The 19766-nt window shown below is 28.3% G+C and carries 19 protein-coding genes; 18 read left to right on the top strand and 1 reads right to left on the bottom strand.

Annotated features, from left to right (window positions below):
* The first annotated feature begins 32 nt into the window (after positions 1–32).
* From ACQPUW_RS09170 to ACQPUW_RS09110, 13 genes are all read left to right on the top strand, one after another.
* Positions 33–1403, top strand: a complete 1371-nt coding sequence (locus tag ACQPUW_RS09170) for an MATE family efflux transporter (protein ID WP_430837137.1) — start codon at positions 33–35, stop codon at positions 1401–1403.
* A gap of 269 nt (positions 1404–1672) precedes the next feature.
* Positions 1673–2383, top strand: a complete 711-nt coding sequence (locus ACQPUW_RS09165) for a phosphatase (protein WP_430837136.1) — start codon at positions 1673–1675, stop codon at positions 2381–2383.
* A 117-nt stretch (positions 2384–2500) separates the two neighbouring features.
* Positions 2501–3217 carry a hypothetical protein gene (locus ACQPUW_RS09160; protein WP_430837135.1) on the top strand — a complete coding sequence of 239 codons (717 nt, stop codon included), beginning with the start codon at positions 2501–2503 and terminating at the stop codon, positions 3215–3217.
* 335 nt (positions 3218–3552) lie between these two features.
* Positions 3553–4620 (top strand): AEC family transporter, encoded by a 1068-nt coding sequence (locus ACQPUW_RS09155; RefSeq protein WP_430837134.1) that lies wholly within the window; start codon positions 3553–3555, stop codon positions 4618–4620.
* Between the two features lie 25 nt (positions 4621–4645).
* Positions 4646–5644 carry a 2-hydroxyacid dehydrogenase gene (locus tag ACQPUW_RS09150; protein ID WP_430837133.1) on the top strand — a complete coding sequence of 333 codons (999 nt, stop codon included), beginning with the start codon at positions 4646–4648 and terminating at the stop codon, positions 5642–5644.
* Positions 5645–5769: 125 nt separating this feature from the next.
* Entirely contained in the window at positions 5770–7308 is a 1539-nt protein-coding gene (locus ACQPUW_RS09145) for an ATP-binding protein (protein WP_430837132.1), read from the top strand.
* A gap of 1 nt (position 7309) precedes the next feature.
* Positions 7310–7987 (top strand): response regulator, encoded by a 678-nt coding sequence (locus tag ACQPUW_RS09140; RefSeq protein WP_430837131.1) that lies wholly within the window; start codon positions 7310–7312, stop codon positions 7985–7987.
* A 72-nt stretch (positions 7988–8059) separates the two neighbouring features.
* The gene (locus ACQPUW_RS09135; RefSeq protein WP_430837130.1) at positions 8060–8233 is read left to right on the top strand and encodes a DUF3796 domain-containing protein; all 174 of its coding nucleotides are present in this window, start codon (positions 8060–8062) and stop codon (positions 8231–8233) included.
* A 159-nt stretch (positions 8234–8392) separates the two neighbouring features.
* Positions 8393–9895: a DUF1846 domain-containing protein gene (locus ACQPUW_RS09130; protein ID WP_430837128.1), complete on the top strand. Its 1503-nt coding sequence runs from the start codon at positions 8393–8395 to the stop codon at positions 9893–9895.
* A gap of 210 nt (positions 9896–10105) precedes the next feature.
* Positions 10106–10648: an NADH peroxidase gene (locus tag ACQPUW_RS09125; protein WP_430837127.1), complete on the top strand. Its 543-nt coding sequence runs from the start codon at positions 10106–10108 to the stop codon at positions 10646–10648.
* A gap of 310 nt (positions 10649–10958) precedes the next feature.
* Complete coding sequence (locus ACQPUW_RS09120; protein WP_430837126.1) at positions 10959–11585, top strand: DUF47 domain-containing protein; 627 nt, start codon at positions 10959–10961, stop codon at positions 11583–11585.
* On the top strand, positions 11578–12582 hold the full coding sequence (locus tag ACQPUW_RS09115; RefSeq protein WP_430837125.1) for an inorganic phosphate transporter: 1005 nt from the start codon (positions 11578–11580) through the stop codon (positions 12580–12582). Before ACQPUW_RS09120 ends, ACQPUW_RS09115 begins: the two co-directional genes overlap by 8 nt.
* 163 nt (positions 12583–12745) lie before the next feature.
* Complete coding sequence (locus tag ACQPUW_RS09110; RefSeq protein WP_430837124.1) at positions 12746–13642, top strand: DUF368 domain-containing protein; 897 nt, start codon at positions 12746–12748, stop codon at positions 13640–13642.
* Positions 13643–13742: 100 nt separating this feature from the next.
* On the opposite strand, the gene ACQPUW_RS09105 is transcribed toward ACQPUW_RS09110, so the two are convergent.
* Positions 13743–14648: a GGDEF domain-containing protein gene (locus tag ACQPUW_RS09105; protein ID WP_430837123.1), complete on the bottom strand. Its 906-nt coding sequence runs from the start codon at positions 14646–14648 to the stop codon at positions 13743–13745.
* A 201-nt stretch (positions 14649–14849) separates the two neighbouring features.
* Here ACQPUW_RS09105 and ACQPUW_RS09100 point away from each other — a divergent pair, with 201 nt between their 5' ends.
* From ACQPUW_RS09100 to hydG (ACQPUW_RS09080), 5 genes are all read left to right on the top strand, one after another.
* Entirely contained in the window at positions 14850–15362 is a 513-nt protein-coding gene (locus ACQPUW_RS09100) for a hypothetical protein (protein ID WP_430837122.1), read from the top strand.
* A 253-nt stretch (positions 15363–15615) separates the two neighbouring features.
* Positions 15616–15864, top strand: a complete 249-nt coding sequence (locus ACQPUW_RS09095; RefSeq protein WP_204593638.1) for a TM1266 family iron-only hydrogenase system putative regulator — start codon at positions 15616–15618, stop codon at positions 15862–15864.
* 17 nt (positions 15865–15881) lie between these two features.
* Complete coding sequence (gene hydE, locus ACQPUW_RS09090) at positions 15882–16940, top strand: [FeFe] hydrogenase H-cluster radical SAM maturase HydE (protein WP_430837121.1); 1059 nt, start codon at positions 15882–15884, stop codon at positions 16938–16940.
* Between the two features lie 27 nt (positions 16941–16967).
* The gene (gene hydG / locus ACQPUW_RS09085) at positions 16968–18347 is read left to right on the top strand and encodes a [FeFe] hydrogenase H-cluster radical SAM maturase HydG (RefSeq protein ID WP_430837119.1); all 1380 of its coding nucleotides are present in this window, start codon (positions 16968–16970) and stop codon (positions 18345–18347) included.
* Between the two features lie 27 nt (positions 18348–18374).
* Positions 18375–19754 (top strand): [FeFe] hydrogenase H-cluster radical SAM maturase HydG, encoded by a 1380-nt coding sequence (gene hydG / locus ACQPUW_RS09080; RefSeq protein WP_430837118.1) that lies wholly within the window; start codon positions 18375–18377, stop codon positions 19752–19754.
* Positions 19755–19766 lie beyond the last annotated feature (12 nt).

The raw sequence follows: 19766 nt of genomic DNA, 5'->3' as shown, positions 1-19766 counted from the left end.
TAAAATTAATAAAAGAAGAATGAGGTAAGGGTATGAGAGAAAAGGTTATAGATTTAGGCAATGGAAATATTAAGAGTTTATTATTTAAATTAGCACTTCCAGCGATTATAGCACAACTTGTAAATGTATTATACAACATAGTAGATAGAATATTTATTGGCAGAATTCCAAATGGAGGAATTGCTATGGCGGGAGTTGGGGTTGCTTTTCCAATTATAATGATAGTTGCTGCTTTTAGTGCTCTTATTGGATCTGGAGGTGCACCTATTGCAGCTATAAAGATGGGTGAGAAAAAGAATGATGAAGCAGAAAAAATAATGAGTAATAGCTTTGGAGCATTAGTTATTATTGGAGTAGTTATGACCATAGGATTTTTAATATTTAAAGAGCCCTTGCTTTGGGCTTTTGGAGCAAGTGAAGCTACTATAGGTTATGCATCAGAATATTTAGGAATTTATTTAATAGGAACAGTATTTGTTCAAATTGCCTTAGGTATGAATCCTTTTGTTAATACACAAGGATTTGCAAAAATAGGAATGGCTACAGTTGTGATAGGAGCTGTTATAAATATTATATTAGATCCAATATTAATTTTTGGATTTGATTTAGGAGTAAAAGGTGCTGCCCTTGCAACTGTTATAGGGCAATTAGTTTCAGCTATATGGGTATTAAAGTTTTTATTTGGTAAAAAGAGTACTCTAAAAATAAGAAAAGAGCATATAATACCAAAGTTAAAAATATTATTACCTATAATGGCTCTTGGTGTATCACCTTTTATAATGCAAGCTACTGAAAGCTTAGTTATAATAATAATGAATAATCAATTATTAAGATTTGGAGGCGACCTTGCAGTTGGGGCAATGACTATAATGAGTAGTGTAATGCAAATAATTATTTTGCCACTTATAGGTCTTTCACAAGGTGCACAGCCAATAATTAGTTATAATTTTGGTGCAGGGAAATTAGATAGAGTAAAGAAGACCTTTAAGTTACTTATAATAAGTTGCGTAGTTTATTCAACTACTATGTGGCTTCTACTTATGACTGTTCCAGAAGTATTTGTAAGAATATTTAACAATGATCCTCAGCTTCTTGAAATAACATCATGGAGTATTAAAATATTCTTTGCAGGAATTCTAATTTATGGAGCACAAGTTGGATGTCAACAAACATTTCTTGCACTTGGACAAGCAAAAATTTCTTTAGTTTTAGCTTTACTTAGAAAAATAATATTACTAATACCATTAGCACTTTTATTACCTATGATTTTTGAAAATAAGCTTGCAGGCGTATTAATGGCAGAACCAGCAGCAGATATTATAGCAGCGACCATTACGATAATAGCCTTTGCTATATTTTATAAGAAACAATTATCAAATATTGATAAAGAAATAGAGTGTTAATTTGAATATAAGGTATTTACTATTCTTAAAAGTATTAAAAGAATATATAAGAGCTATATAAAAATGGTTAAGGAATTATATAAGTATTAATCATGAAAGTTTAATATTTATGCCCATAAATTCCAATAAAGCAGGAATCTTTAAGATTTCTGCTTTTCTTATGAATTAGCATATAGTCAATAATAATTTATATGAATATATTTAGTTATTTTTGTTATAATAATTTTTTATGGTAAAATATATTAATAGTCATCTAAGGAGGAATTAAAATGAGAGAGTTAATAGATTTACATACACACACAGTATCTAGTGGGCATGCTTATAGTACTGTAAAAGAAAATATAGATAGTGCTAGTAATAAAGGGTTGAGATATTTAGGGATATCAGATCATGCACCTCAAATGCCAGGAACTGCACATATATTTCATTTTCATAATTTAAGAGTTATACCAAAGGAAATAAACAATGTCAGAACGTTAGTTGGTGCAGAGGTGAATATTTTAGATTATGAAGGAAATTTGGATTTAATAGATAAAGATTTAGAGATGCTAGATTATGCAATTGCTAGTTTACATGCTACATGCATAGCATCAGGCACTGAAGAAGAGAATACTATAGCTGTAATAAATGCTATGGATAGACCTAATATAAAGATAATAGGTCATTTAGATGATTCAAGATATCCGGTAAATTATGAAAAAATAGTTAAAGTAGCTAAAGAAAAGGGCGTCTTATTAGAACTTAATAATTCATCATTAAAGCCAAATGGATTTAGAAAAGGTGCATTAGAAAATGATACAAAGATGTTAAATATATGCAAAAGAGAAAAAGCAAAAATTATATTTGGTAGTGATGCACATATATGTTATGATGTTGGAAAATTTGATAATTGTATTAAGTTAGTAAAAGAACTAGATTTCCCAGAAGAATTAATTGTAAATTATAATGAAGATGATATAAAAGAAATATTTAAAATATAATGCAGTAGAGTTAGCAAATGAAAAATTGCTAGCTCTTTTTTACAATAGGTTACTTTGTTAAAAAATACGTTAATTCATGGTACAATACATCTAAAGACATTAAAGGGGGAGCTTGCTGTGAGAGAAGAGAATAATATAAAAATAATATATTATGGTATAGGGGGATCTACCATAGTTAAAAGTATAGATAAATTAAAGAAGCTTAATTTTAAGAGAAAAATAAATTTAAAAGATAGTGTAATAAGTTTTTATTATACCTTTAAAATAAATCTCAATAGATATAATTTAACTTTTATAGATATAGCAAGAACAAATAATGATTCAATATTTGATATTCTTGAAACTGAAATAGATGAATATGATAATATAATTATTCTTGGAGATGATAATAATAATTTTATAAAAAATATTAATAATAATCTATCCTATAAAAATATAAAATTTATAAATATAATTATAAATGAAGAAACAATAAAAAGAAGCAATATAACAAATAAGAAAATAATATCTAAAGAAATAATAGAATTTTATATAAATAAATTAATTAATAGAGATGAGACTTTTGAGGGAAGAGTTTATGTATCGAAGGAAACACCAATTAAAAAATGTGGATTTGGGGCTTATAATGTTTTAAGTGAATGCAAGGAATTATATTCTCAAAAAGAATTAGTATTAAATATAATTAGTGGAGAAAAATTATATTTAGATACTCTTTCATATATTACAGACCCTATTTTAGAGTATATAAATGAGAATGCAAAAGTAAAGGTTAAAAATATAGTTTCAGAGGAGCTTAATGAAAATTTTATAGTTAATATATTAGGAGTTCAATAACAAAAGATTATTGAACTTCTTTTATTTTCTTTTAAATTAGCAGAAATACTAAAGGTTAAAATAATGAAAATATAGATAATACTAGATCTTGCATTTATATAAAAAGCAAGAGAAGAGTCTAAACTAATATCAAATATTGTCAATAAATTAACGAAAAAATAATTAATTAACTTAATTAAGTGAATTAGAATTACGATTACACTTAATTAAGTTAATTAATTATTTAGAAATTTAAATATAATTTAAAGTTAATTGTTAATGTTATAACATAAATGTGAAAGAAATAACAAAAGTAATTATAAATTTAAAAAGATAAACAGAGGAGGATTTAATTAATGGATATCTTAAGCATTTTAGGAAAAACATTAACAGATAATGCAATTATCGGAGCAATTTTTTCATCAATAGCAATTATTTTCTTAGGATTTTATTTAAGAAAGAAAAATATAATCAATGATGGAGCATCAAAAATACTAACTAAGGTTGTTCTATCAGTAGCAATCCCAGCACTTGCATTAAAAGCATTCTTAGTAGATATAGACAAGAAGAGTATGCAAGAAGGTATAAACCTTTTAATATGGGGATTTGTAATATACATACTTCTTATATTTATAAGTAAATTAATGTACTCAAGATATAAAGGGGATAAGCAAGACACGTTAAGAGTATTAACTATATTTGGTTCAACTACTTTCTTTGGTACTCCGATAGTACAAGCTGTATATGGACCAATAGGAGTTATGTACTCATCAATATTTAACATAGCTTATAGAGTATTCCTTTATTCATATGGTTACATAAAAATGTCAGGCGTAAAAATGGACAAGTCTAACATGAAGAAGAACTTAAAAGATATGTTCTTAAACCCAATAATTATTGCTACATTCTTAGGATTATTTATATGGTTATTCCAAGATTCATTACCACAAGTTGCAGTTACAACTAAAGAAGGTGTAAAGAATTATGCGTTCTTAAGAATAGACCAAACATTACCATGGCTTTATAAACCATTAACATATTTAAGTTCATTATGTTCACCACTTGCATGGCTTGCAATTGGAGCAAAACTTGCGACAATACCATTTAAGGAAGCGATGGCTTCAAAGGAATCATGGATGTATAGTATAAAAAAGGTTATTATAGTACCGCTTATAAACATTGTATTACTATATGTATTAAATGTTACAGGTATATTACCAGTATCATATGTTGGATTAGCTACAGTAGTAATAATGATGGCAACACCAACTGCTACAGTTGCAGCAGCTTATGCTATAAGCTTTGATAAAGAATCACTTTTATCATCTAACTGTTCATTATTATCAACAATAGTTGCAGTAGTAGCTATGCCATGTTGGATAGTTGTATTAGAAGTAATTAAAAACTTAGGATTATTTGTTTAGATAACATAAGAAGGAGATGGCTTATATGTCAATTAAATTAGTTTGTTTTGGAGTAAGAGAAACAGAGGTTGAATTCTTCCATAAATTAAATAAATACGGATATGATTTAAAGCTTGTAGAAAAGGGATTAAATCATGAAAATGTTAAAGAAGCAATAGGTGCTGAAGCTATAATGGTTAGAGGTAACTGTATGGCGGATAGACAAAACTTAGAATTATTAAGCAAGCATGGCTTAAAATATGTTCTTACAAGAACAGTTGGATTCAACCATGTTGATTTAGAAGCAGTTAAAGAGCTTGGACTTAAGTCTGCAAGAGTACCAGGATATTCACCAAATGCAATATCAGAACTTGCAGTAACTTTAGCTATGATGTTACTTAGACATACAGCGTATACAGTTAATAGAACTAAGGATAAGGACTTTACAATCGATGCTACTATGTTTAGTAAAGAAATTAGAAATTGTACAGTTGGTATAATTGGAGCTGGTAGAATAGGTCTTACAACAGCAAAACTTTTCAAAGGTTTAGGTGCTAAAGTTTTAGCTTATGATGTATTCCAAAGTGATGCTGCAAAAGAAGTTGTAGAATTTGTAAGTCAAGATGAATTATTAAATAGATCAGATGTAGTATCAGTACATATGCCATTTATAAAAGATGTTAATCATCATTTCATAAATGATGAATTCATTTCAAAGATGAAAGATAATTCAATACTTATAAATACGGCAAGAGGAGAACTTCAAGATTTAGATGCAATAATTAGAGGTCTTGAAAGCGGAAAGCTTGGTGGATTTGGAGTAGATACTTTTGAAGGAGAAAGTGAAGTATTCTTTAAGAATTTAAATGGACAAGATATAAAAGATAAAAATATAGAAAAACTTATTGGAATGTTCCCTAAGGTGTTAATAACTCCTCATATGGGTTCATATACAGACGAAGCCTTAACAAATATGATAAGTATTTCATATGACAATATGAATGATTATTTAACTGAAAATGAATGTAAAAATGCCATAGCATAATATTTTATATAGTCCCACTTTGATTAGTAATATAATCTAGTGGGACTATTTTATAATAAAATTAATTGTTAAAAGAACAATGAATATGTATAATCTAATATACAAACTATAATTAGGAGGGGAAAATGAGCTTTAAGACAAGAATTAGAAAACGAAGTATAATAATAGCTGCAATACCGCTTGTGCTTACTTTTGCTTTCTTTATGAATCTTAGAGTAGATGATATAAAGGATGGAATAAAGAAGGACTTAAAAGAAATAGCTTATGTGGTGTCAAATACCCCTTTAGTCCAAGAAAAATTAGCACATAAAGAAAATGATTTTTCAATTCAAAAGTATGTTGAAGGTTATATTGAAAGGTTTAATAATGTAGATATTATAGTTGTTGGAGATATGAGTGGTGAAAAATATTCGCATCTTGATAGCAGTCAGATAGGGAAAAAATATGTAAATACTGATAATAGAGATGTCATAGAGTATGGTAGTAGTTATTATTCTACTATGAAGGGGTCTATGGGGGTGACACTTAGATATTTTGAACCTGTTTATTATAATGGACAGCAAGTTGGATTTGTTATGGTTGGTAAGTATTTAAAAGATGTTCAAACTCTTACTAATAAAGTTATAGGTGGTGCACTATTACTTTTTATAATAATAATTACAATCACAATATTTCTTTCAGAAAGTTTTGCTAGAAAAATAAAGAGAGAAATGCTTGGAATGGAACCAGATGAAATTGCAAGATTATATAATGAAAAGAAAATAATATTAGATTCTATAGATGAAGGTGTTATTGCGATAGATAATCATAACAAAATTTTAGAAATAAATGATAATTGCCTTAAGATGTTTGATAACTTAAATATTGATGAACTTATAGATAAATTAGATGAATACATAAAGAAGCATGAAAGTGTGCGAATGAAGGAAATTAATTTATCTGGAGAAAAGATATTTATTAATCTTAGCTTTATAAAAGAACAAGGAAAATACTTAGGGGCTGTAATTACTTTATTAAAAGGTGAGAATATTAATAGGCTTGCAAGAGAAATAACAGGTATAGATGGACTGTTAAAGAGTGTTAGGGCAAATGTTCATGAATTTAAAAATAAATTGCACGTAATACTTGGATTAATAAATGTAGAGGAGTATGAAGAAGCTAAAAAATACATTTATGATTGTCAGAAAGAAGTATTAGAAAACTCAACTAATGTAGCAAATATAAATGATAATTTAATAAGTGCTATGTTACTTAGCAAGAAATTGATTGCAAAGGAAAGAAATATAGATTTTATAATAGATGAAAGTTCCTATATGAAAGAGAATCATGGCAATATAACATCTGTAGATTTAATAACTATTCTTGGAAATCTTATAGAAAACGCATTTGATGCATGTGTTGAGAATGAAAATGAAAGCTTTGTTAAAGTATTCATAGATGAAAGTGATAAAGAGATAGAAATAGAAGTAAGTGATAACGGAAATAAAATAAACAAATCAATTAAAGATAAATTATTTGAAAATGGGGTAAGTTCTAAAGGGGAAGGACGTGGTATAGGACTATCTACTGTTAAAGGTAGGGTAGACCTGTACGAAGGAAGCATAGAGATAAAAGAATATAGAAAACATAAAAAATTTAAAGTTGTAATACAAAGGATGGGATAAAATGAGAAATGTTGTTATTGTTGAAGATGATCCAATGGTAGCACTTATAAACAAAAAATATGTTGAAATGATTGAAGGCTTTCAGGTAGTGGGAACTGTTTCAAATAAAGAAGATCTTATCAAGTTATTAGAAAAAAATGATGTGGCATTAATATTAATGGATATATATTTACCAAAGGAAAATGGTATACAGATATTAAAGCATATAAGAGAGCGGGGAATTATAACGGAAGTTATAATGATGACAGCGGCAGATAATACAGAAGAAATTAAGACAGCTTTTGCATATGGAGCTATTGATTATCTTATAAAGCCATTTGAATTTGATAGATTCAAAAAAGCTATAGACAAATATAACAAGAAAAGAAACCTTCTGATAGGTACATCTAAATTAGATCAGACAGCAGTTGATAAGTTATATAGTGATGATAATATATCTAATAATGAATATAGGGATTTACCAAAAGGAATAAATAAGACTACATTAAATAAGATATATGAAGTTATAGAAAATAATAAAAAAGAATACTGGACTATAAGACAAATATCTAAAGAGACAGGTGTCAGCAATGTAACTATTAAAAAGTATATAGATTATTTAGAAAGTATAGATAAAGCTATAGTTACAATAGATTATGGGAACATTGGTAGACCGGAATATAAATATACATTTAAGTAATTTAATAATTCATAGAAAAATATCCTAAATTTGTATATAATAAAATAAGAATACAATTTTGGAGGGAGTTCTATGGAGTATAATAAACACAAATATATAGGTCTTTTAGGACTACTATCACTTATAGGATTAAAAGGGTTTACAGCGGGAGAACCATTATATTACATATTCTTTGTTAATATTTTATGGTTTACGTATTTTTATGAAAATAGTCCTATATATAATAAATGTAAAGCAAAACAATAAATAAAAAAAGAAGTAAAATGAAGTTATTTTACTTCTTTTTTTAATTTGCATTAATTTAATGAATATTTTAAGTATTATACAAATTTACATTAGAATTAATTTGTGCAATAATAATGTTTGTTATAAAAAATAAAGAATAAAGTAGATAAAGGAGATATTATGAAAGTAGGATTTGATCACAAAAAATATTTAGAAGAACAATCTAAGTACATATTAGAAAGAGTAAATAATTATGATAAGCTATATTTAGAATTTGGTGGAAAGTTACTTCAAGATCTACATGCTAAAAGAGTATTACCTGGTTTTGATGAAAATGCTAAAATTAAATTATTACATAAATTAAGAGCAAAGGCAGAGATAATAATTTGTGTCTATTCAGGAGATATTGAAAGAAATAAAATAAGAGGTGACTTTGGTATAACATATGATGCTGATGTTTTAAGATTAATAGATGAACTTAGAACATATGATTTAGATGTTAACAGCGTTGTTATAACAAGATATGATGATCAACCTGCTACAAATATATTTATAAATAAACTTGAAAGAAGAGGAATTAAAGTTTATAAGCATAGAGCAACTAAAGGATATCCAACTGATGTTGATACTATAGTAAGTGATGAGGGATATGGAAAGAACCCATATATAGAAACAACTAAACCAATAGTTGTAGTTACTGCACCAGGTCCAGGAAGTGGAAAGCTTGCAACATGCTTAAGTCAACTTTATCATGAAAATAAAAATGGAAGAGTAGCTGGATACTCAAAGTTTGAAACATTCCCAGTATGGAATGTACCATTAAAGCATCCTCTTAATATTGCATATGAAGCTGCTACAGCAGATTTAAAGGATGTTAATATGATAGATTCATTCCACTTTGATGCTTATAATAAAGTTGCAGTAAACTATAATAGAGATATTGAAAGTTTCCCAGTTCTTAAAAGAATAATTGAAAAGATAACAGGGGAAGAATCAATTTATAAATCACCAACTGATATGGGTGTTAATAGAGTTGGATTTGGTATTATAGATGATGAAGTTGTTAAAGAAGCTTCAAGACAAGAAATTATAAGAAGATACTTTAAAACTGCTTGTGAATACAAAAAGGGATATGTTGATAAAGAAACATTCCAAAGAGTATCATTAATAATGAGTGAATTGAATTTAAAAGAGTCAGATAGAAAAGTTGTTATAAAGGCTAGGGAAAATTCTGAAAGACTTAGAAAACTTCAAGATACTAATGATATATGTCCATCAGTTGCAATTGAATTAGAAGATGGAACAATACTTACTGGTAAGACTTCAGAATTAATGGATGGAACAGCAGCTGTTATTATAAATGCAATAAAACATTTTGCAAATATTTCAGATGATATTCATTTAATTTCTCCAGTTATATTAAATCCTATAATAAGATTAAAGAAAGAAACTTTAGCTTCAAGAAGACCAGCTCTTACTTGTGAAGAAGTACTTATGGCATTAAGTATTTGTGCTGCTACGAACCCAATGGCTCAAGTTGCTGTTGAAAAGCTTCCTATGCTTAAGGGATCACAAGCTCACTCAACTACAATAATTAGTAATAATGATGAGCAAGCATTTAGAAAGCTTGGAATTGATATAACTTGTGATGCAGAATACCCAACAGAAAATTTATACTATTAATAAAAAGAAAGCTTAAGAAAAGTTTTTAGAGAGGATATATATCCTCTCTTTTTTTATTTAAAAAATTTTTAAAAAAGGTATTTACAACGGATAATAATTATTATATAATAATGACTATAGAAAAGAAAAACAAATAAAACACCTAAAAACCTATAATAAAAATAAAAAAAGTGTGTGAATTAAATAAAGAGAATAGAGGAGAAATTAGATATGAAAAAATTTGTATGTTTAGTATGTGGATATATTCATGAAGGAGAAACTGCACCAGAAAAATGCCCAGTATGTGGAGTAGGTGCTGATAAATTCAAGGAACAAGTAGGAGAAATGGCTTGGGCTGACGAGCACAGAATCGGAGCTGGAAAAGACGTAGATCCAAGAGTTGTAGAAGGATTACAAGCAAACTTCATGGGAGAATGTACAGAAGTTGGAATGTACCTTGCAATGTCAAGACAAGCAGATAGAGAAGGATTCCCAGAGGTAGCAGAAGCTTACCAAAGAATAGCTTTTGAAGAAGCAGAACATGCTGCAAAATTTGCAGAACTTTTAGGAGAAGTTGTTGATGCTAATACAAAGACAAACTTACAAAAAAGAGTAGATGCTGAATTTGGAGCTTGCCAAGGAAAGAAAGATTTAGCAACTTTAGCTAAACAATTAAACTTAGATGCAATCCATGACACAGTACACGAAATGTGTAAAGATGAAGCTAGACATGGTAGAGCATTTAAAGGATTATTAGACAGATACTTCGCTTAATAAATTCTAAAATTTGATTTTAAATTTCTTGAGTGAAATATTAAATATTATCTTCCTGATTATACATTTAAGATACGTAAAATTAACAATTTTTACGTATCTTTTTTATTTTTTTAATTAGTCATATCCAATACAAGAAATGTGTAAACGTTATAAAGTTTAAACAAATAACTCATAATATTAAATTTAAGTTAAATAATAAAATAATAAGTAAACAAAATAGATAAAGCATTTAAATAAAAAAAGCTAACGATTATACTAAGATAGGAACGGTATTAATACCGTTAGCTGTTAATAAGGAGTGACAAAAATGTTCAATTTAAATCCAAGAGAAGATAAATTTTTTGTATTGTTTGCTGAAGAAGCAAAAAATATTCATGAAGCAGGTAAATTATTAAAGAAAGGATTTGTTGAATTACAAAACAAGGAGGAAAATTCTAAAGCTATAGGAAAGCTTGAACATAAAGGAGATAAAATAGTTCATGATAGCATACTTCAATTAGAAGAAGCGTTTATAACACCTCTAGATAGAGAAGATGTATATAGATTAATCAAGAAAATGGATAATATTTTAGATTCAATTGATTCAGCAGGTAGTAGACTTATTATATATGATATAAAAGAAGTTAGAGAAGAAGCTGTTAAAATGTGTGATATGATAGTTCATGCTACAGAAGAAGTTGTAAACTTAATGGAAGAGCTTAAGAAGATAGGAAAGAGAAATAATAAAATAGTAGAAAAGATAAAAGAAATTAATTCAATTGAACATAATGGTGATAAATACTATAGAGAAACTATTACAAACTTATTTAAAAGTGGAGACGATGTTTTAGAAATAATAAAGTGGAGAGAAATCTTCTCATTATTAGAAAATACACTAGATGATTGCGAAACTATTGCAACTATTGTTGAAGGAGTTGTAATGAAGAATGCCTAGTACAGCTGTTATAATTACTATAGTAATAGTTGTTTTATCATTAGCATTTGATTTTATAAATGGCTTTCATGATACTGCAACAGCAGTTGCAACAACAATTACAACAAGAGCATTAAAACCAAAGACAGCAATACTTCTTTGCGCTGTGTTTAATTTTTTAGGAGCCTTCATGGGTACAGCAGTTGCTAAAACTGTTGGAGATGATATAGTAAGTCATCAGTATATGCCGCAATGGGTATTAATTGGAGTATTAATTGCATGTATTATATGGAACTTATTAACTTGGTATTTCGGGATACCTAGTAGTTCATCTCATGCACTTATAGGTTCATTAATAGGTGGAGGTATAGCTTATAATAGAACTCTTAGTGTTGTACAATGGGGAAATGTATTTGATCATGTAATAGTATGGTTAGTACTTGGACCAGCTATTGGTTTTGTGTTAGGCTACATAATAATGGTAGCATTGAATTGGATACTTAGGCCTTTTAAGCCAAGATTTGTAAATAGATTATTTCAAAAGCTACAAATATTAGCATCTGCATTTATGGCGTTAAACCATGGTGCTAATGATGCTCAAAAATCAATGGGTATAATTACAATGGCACTTTTAAGTGGTGGACTTATAAGCACATTTGAAGTCCCAACCTGGGTAATAGGTGCATGTGCGCTTGCAATGGCACTTGGAACATCAATTGGTGGTAAGAAGATAATAAAGACAATGGGAAGTGGTATGGCAAAGCTTACTCCTGTAAGTGGATTTGCAGCTCAAATGGGGGCAGCTACTTCAATTCTTGGAGCAACTATATTCCATGCACCAGTAAGTACAACTCAAGTTATTACAACAACTATAATGGGAGTTGGAGCATCAAAAAATGTTAAGTCTGTTAAATGGGGAGTCGCTAAGAATATTATATGGGCTTGGATTTTAACAGTTCCATTAAGTGCAATAATAGCAGGTATTATAGTAGAAATTCTAAAATTATTTATAGGATAATTTTTTAGGGGATAAGTTTTATTTTAAACTTATCCCCTTAATTTTTTATAAAGAAGAATGACAAAAGCTAGATTTTTAAGAGGAAAAAATGTAAAATATATTCTAGTGCTAACATAAATATACTATTATTTAGCATAATAACTTAAATAAGAGGAGAGATTGAATGTACATTATTAATTTCATAAGAGGTTTTTGTATGGCATTAGCCGATAGTGTCCCTGGAGTATCTGGAGGAACAATTGCATTTATCCTTGGATTTTATGATAAATTTATAAATTCATTGAATAATGTAGTAGCTGGAAATAAAGAAGAAAGAATAGATGCAATAAAATTTTTAATTAAGCTTGGAATAGGATGGATAGTTGGGTTTGTACTATCTGTATTATTTATAACATCAATATTCGAGCAACATATTTATGAAATAAGTTCACTTTTCATAGGTTTTATTATAGTTGCTATTCCTATAATATTTAAAGAAGAAAGAGATAGTATTATAGGAAAATATAAAAATATATTATTTTTAGTTATTGGAATAGTTATTGTTGTAGGAATCTCATATCTTAACCCAGCATCAGCAGGTGGAGAAGGAGTTATTGTATCAACTGATCATTTAACTATAGGTCTTGTAGTTTACATATTTGTATCTGCAATGATTGCAATATCAGCTATGGTTCTTCCGGGAATCTCAGGATCAACAATACTTTTAATTTTTGGACTTTATGCACCAGTACTTGGAGCTGTAAAGCAAGTAATTAAATTTAATTTTGATTATTTACCAGTAGTTATAATATTTGGTCTTGGAGTATTAACTGGTATAGGCGTTACTATAAAAGGAGTAAAATATGCTCTAGCAAATTATAGATCACAAACAATATATTGTATATTAGGATTAATGATAGGGTCATTATATGCAGTAGTTATGGGTCCAACTTCTCTTGAAGTACCAAAAGCACCTATGGATATGAGCACATTTAGTATAGTGTATTTCATAATAGGTGGAGCTATAATTATTGGGCTTGAGAGACTTAAAGTTCAGTTAGAAAAGAGAAAGATAAAATAATTTAATAATTAGCGATAATTCGTTCTAAAGATTTATTAGACTATAAAAGGTTAAAATATTTAAATATTTTAACCTTTTAAAATTTTTATAAGAAATATCTTTAAAATTTTTGTTTTTCTGGTCTCGATGTAAATATAGCAGTATTACGTCCATTATTTTTTGCTATATATAAATTTTCATCGGCTGACTGAATAAAATCTTCAATAGATATATTTATATTATCAATAGCATATCCACCTAGACTACATGTTAATTTTATAGAAATATCATCATATGTAAATGAGTGAGTTTCTACTTTTTTTCTTATTCTTTCTGCAATAAGTTGTGCAATATCAAGTGAGGTGTTTTCTAAAATTATCATAAATTCTTCTCCACCAAACCTTCCTAAAAAGTCGTCTTTTTTTCTAAGACATGATAAAACAATGGAAGAGAATTCTTTTAACACTTTATCACCTATTAAGTGACCGTAATTGTCATTTATATCTTTAAAATGATCTATATCAAGCATTATTATTGAAATTGGAAGTGAACAAGTCTTTGAAGATAATGATTTTGAGAGCTTTTCATAAATAACTCTTTTGTTGTAAATATTAGTTAATTCATCTTTGTTTAATGTATCAGATAAATATATGAGAAGATTTTCTATTGTTATACAGTCTGAGCCATCTTTAATAAAAGTATTCTTTGATATGTCTTTTATTAATTCTACAATATATGTATGTTCATTATTTATAACTGGAGTTGCAGTAACTAAAAATATTTTATTCCCTTTTAATTCGATTTTCACAAAGGTTCTATTTTTATTGTAGGCATTTAAAGATATACAATTTTTACACTTTCTATTTTTATTCCAAAACTTATAACAAGGACTGTCTTCACATTCTTTAGAGTTTGTTTTAGAATCTATATGTACAATTTTATCATTAAGTGGGTCAACTAATCTAATATCATCATAAAAACCTTTAAATATACATAGCCTATTTTTTATATCATCAAGTAAATCCATAATTAACCTCCCATAAGTTATTTTAACATATGTTTATTATATAATAACAATAAGTTATTTTAAAATATGAATTGTAAAGTCAAATCTAAGCAAAGTTAACTATTTAATTAATAAAGAAAAGGTATATTCTATTATATCGTAGACAAGGGTTTTCTTCGCTACTATAATATTAATATACTTAGAAGAGAAAAGGAGAAACAAATGGTTATTGAAATAAAAGATAGAAAAATAGAAGAGTCAGCTAAACAATTAGAAAAAGCAATAGAAATAGTTGGTGGAATAGACTATTTAAAAGATATTAAAAATGAATCAGAATTAATTGAGGAAATAGTAAAGAGTGTATTCTATGAAGGTTCAGCTACCATATATATAGAAGGAAGAGGATATACAGTAAAAGAACTTATTGAACTTAAAACTGAATTTGAAAAATACTTCTTAAAGAATAAAAGAAAAGTAATAGCAAGAATTGTATCAAAGATAAAAGAATATAATACTTTATTAGAAAGTAAAATAAGAAAATTTAAAAAGAGCAATTCAATTGAAGAGTTTAGAGAGATAGTAAAAGAAATAGAAGAGAGATATGATTGGGAATTTGATAATTTCTTCTTAATGTATATAGATAATATTGATGAAAATAAAAATTATTACGGTAAATATTTAACAGAAAAGAAAAAACAAATAGTAGATAGTGTTTTAATGAAGTTAGGTATATAAATTTTAGGGAATTTATACTATAATATATTAGTATTCAAATATTAAGAGAGTGTTCTTTTTATATTTGTTCCTTTAAATTACTTTACAAATAATCTAACAGAAAAGAGTAATCTAACCTGGAAGAAAATTAATTTAATAATGTATATTAATAAAAAGGTATTTTTGCGTTAAAATACCTTTAATAGTGATACATATTGGACTGATTTTCTTTGAATTATAAGAAAATCAGTCCTTTTTTGGAGGTTTTTTTAATATGAAAAAAATAGCGGTAATTAGTGCTATACTTGAAGCGCCTAAAGAGTGTCAAGAAGAATTTAACACTGTTATAGCAAACTTTAGAGGAAGTATTAGGGGTAGAATGGGAATACCATTTGAAGAAGGAATTTCAGTTATTTCTCTAACAGTTACAGGAGAATTAAATGAAATTAATAGTTTAACTGGAAAGCTTGGAAATATAAAAGGCGTGACAGTTAAAACAGCAATAGCAAAAAAAGAAATATAAAATAGAAAGGGAAATGTATGAAAGTAATAGACATTATAAATAAGTTATACAAAGAACACAATGCCAGTAGAGAAGAACTTTTATATCTTTTAGATAATATAACAGATGAAGACCAGGAGTATTTAATAGAGAAAGCTAATGATATAAGAATGAAAAATTATAGCAATAAAGTCTATATGAGAGGTCTTATAGAGTTTACTAATTATTGCAAAAAAGACTGTATGTATTGTGGAATAAGAAAGAGCAATAAAAATGCTGATAGATACAGATTAACTTTCGATGAAATAATACAATGTGCTGATATTGGAGATAAGCTTGGATATAAAACATATGTACTTCAAGGTGGTGAAGATGCTTATTTTACTGATGAGAGAATGATTGAAATTATTAAGGAGATAAAAAAGAGACATCCTAATAATGCAATAACACTTTCATTAGGTGAAAGAAGCTATGAGTCATACAAGAAGTTATATGCAGCAGGTGCTGATAGATATCTTTTAAGACATGAAACAGCATCAAAACATTTATATGATAAACTTCATCCAGGTGCATCCTTTGAAGAAAGAATGCAATGTCTTAGAAATTTAAAAGAAATAGGATATCAAGCTGGTGCTGGATTTATGGTTGGCCTTCCAGGACAAACAAATGAAGATTTAGTAAATGATTTACTATTTGTAAAAGAGTTTAAACCTGAAATGTGTGGTATAGGGCCATTTATACCACAAAAGGATACACCTCTTGGAGAAAAAATTGGTGGAACTTTAGAAAAAACAGTTATTATGTTAGCTATAATTAGATTACTACTTCCAGATGTATTACTTCCAGCTTCAACAGCTTTAGGAAGTGTTGATCCACTAGGACGTGAAAAAGGAATAAAAGCAGGCGGAAATGTTGTTATGCCAAATCTTTCACCAACAGAAGTTAGAGATAAGTATGCTCTATACGATGGTAAGATATGCACAGGTGATGAAGCAGCAGAATGTAGAATGTGCATAGAAGGAAGAATGAGAAGATTTGGATATGAAGTGGAAGTAAACAGAGGCGATAATGTAAAGTGGCTTAAGGAGAATAAGTAAGAGGGGCATCATTTAGGAGGAGTAAAAATGTTTATAAACCACGAATTAATCAACGGTATTTTAGAAGAAACAAAAAATCCAACTAGAGAAGAAGCAAGAGAAGTCATAGAGAAGGCAAAGAGAAGAGAAACATTAGATTATAGAGATATTGCTATACTTTTAGCTACTAAAGATGAAGAAATTGAAAAAGAAATCTTTAAGCTTGCAGGAGAAATAAAAGAAAGTATATATGGTAAAAGAATCGTTATATTTGCCCCACTTTATGTAAGTGATTATTGTGTAAATAATTGTGTTTATTGCGGATATCAAAGATGTAACTCATTTGAAAGAAGAAAATTAACTCAAGAAGAAATAGCTGAAGAAGTTAAGCTATTAGAAAAGATGGGTCATAAAAGACTAACATTAGAACTTGGAGAAGATCCAGTAAATGCTCCAATTGAATATGTTTTAGAATGTTTAGATACAATGTATAAAACTCAAAATGCAAATGGAGAAATAAGAAGGATTAATGTAAATATAGCTGCGACATCAGTTGAAAACTTTAAAAAGCTTAAAGATAGAGAAATTGGAACATATGTATTATTCCAAGAAACTTATCATAAGCCAAGCTATGAAAAAATGCATCCAAAATCATTAAAGAGTGATTATGAGTACCACTTAACTGCTTTTGATAGAGCAATGGAAGCTGGAATTGAAGATGTTGGTGCTGGAGTTTTATTTGGACTTGCAGATCCAAGATTTGAAGTTTTAGGACTTATGATGCATAATGCCCATTTAGAAGAAAAATTTGGAGTTGGATTCCATACTATTTCAGTTCCAAGAATAAGAAAAGCAAAGGGAGTTACAATGGAGGATTTACCAAATCTTCTAACTGATGAAATGTTTAAAAGAGTAGTTGCAGTAATTAGAATAGCAGTTCCATTTACAGGAATGATGATTACTGAAAGAGAACCTGCAGAAATAAGAAGAGAAGCTCTTAAATATGGAGTATCTCAAATATCAGCAGGATCAAGTACCGTTGTTGGTGGATATAAAAAGAGAGAAATGAATCAAGAACATGATGAACAATTTAAACTTTTTGATGAAGTTAAACCCCTAGAAGTTATAAGAGAATTATTAGAAGAGGGATATATACCAAGCTATTGCACTGCATGTTATAGAAAAGGAAGAACAGGAGATAGGTTTATGTCTCTTGCAAAGTCTGGAGAAATACAAAATGTGTGTGAACCTAATGCTATATCTACACTTGTAGAATTTGCTTTAGATTATGGAGATGAAGACTTTAAGGAAAAAGCATTAAATACAGCAGAAAAGATAGCTAATGAAATAAAAAATGAAAAAACTAAAGAGATAACTTTAGAAAATATTAAAAGATTAAAAAATGGAGAGAGAGATCTTTTCTTATAAAGATGTGACCATATAGGAGGAGTAAATATGTTTATAGATCACGAATTAATTAATAGAATTTTAGAAGAAACAAAAAATCCAACTAAAGAAGAAGCAAGAGAAGTTATAGAAAAAGCAAAAAGAAAAGAAGATTTAGATTACAAGGATATTGCTATACTTTTATCAACAGAGGATAAGGATGTTGTTTTAGACATGTATAAATTAGCTGGAGAAATAAAGGAAAGCATATATGGTAAGAGAATAGTAATGTTTGCTCCTCTATATGTAAGTGATTATTGCGTAAATAATTGTGTTTACTGTGGATATCAAAGATGTAATAAATTTGCTAGAAGAAAATTAACTCAAGAAGAAGTTGCACAAGAAGTTAGAATACTAGAAAAAATGGGACATAAGAGATTAGCATTAGAACTTGGAGAAGATCCAGTAAATGCTCCAATTGATTATGTATTAGAATGTTTAAAAACAATATATAATACACAAAATGAAAATGGGGAAATAAGAAGAGTAAATGTAAATATAGCTGCAACAACAGTAGAAAACTATAAAAAGTTAAATGAAGCTGGAATAGGTACATATATCTTATTCCAAGAAACTTATCATAAACCAACATATGAGAGAATGCATCCAAAATCATTAAAAGGAGATTATGAATATCATTTAACTGCTTTTGATAGAGCAATGGAAGCTGGAATAGATGATGTTGGTGGTGGTGCTTTATTTGGACTTGCAGATCCTAAATTTGAAGTTTTAGGACTTATGATGCATAATGCTCATTTAGAAGAAAAGTTTGGAGTTGGATTCCATACAATTTCAGTGCCAAGACTTAGAAAGGCAAATGGAGTTACAATGGAAAACTTCCCACATCTTTTAACTGATGAAATGTTTAAAAGAATAGTTGCAGTACTTAGAATAGCAGTGCCGTTTACAGGAATAATACTTTCAACAAGAGAAACAGCAGAAATGAGAAAGGAAGTATTAAGATACGGAGTATCTCAAGTTTCAGCAGGATCAAGCACAGGAGTTGGAGGATACAAGGAAAGAGAAGAAAAAGGCCATGATGATAAGCAATTTGAGACTTCAGACGAGAGAACACCACTTGAAGTTATTAAAGAATTGTTAGATGATGGTTATATACCAAGTTATTGTACAGCATGTTATAGAAAAGGAAGAACAGGTGACAGATTTATGGCTCTAGCAAAGAGTGGAGAAATACAAAATGTATGTGAACCTAACGCTATAACAACTCTTGTAGAATATGCATTAGATTATGGTGATGAAGAATTTAAGGAAAAGGCTCTAAGAAATGCAGATAAAGTAGCTAATGAAATAAAAAGTGAAAAAACGAAAAATATTGTTTTAAATAATATTAAAAAGCTAAAAGAAGGAAAGAGAGACCTTTTCCTATAATAGGAGATGATT

The sequence above is a fragment of the Clostridium sardiniense genome (genome assembly GCF_050584765.1).
Taxonomy (GTDB): Bacteria; Bacillota; Clostridia; order Clostridiales; family Clostridiaceae; genus Clostridium; species Clostridium sardiniense_A.
The sequence above is the reverse complement of the archived record's forward strand: the minus strand, read 5'-3'. Positions and strand labels throughout refer to the sequence as shown.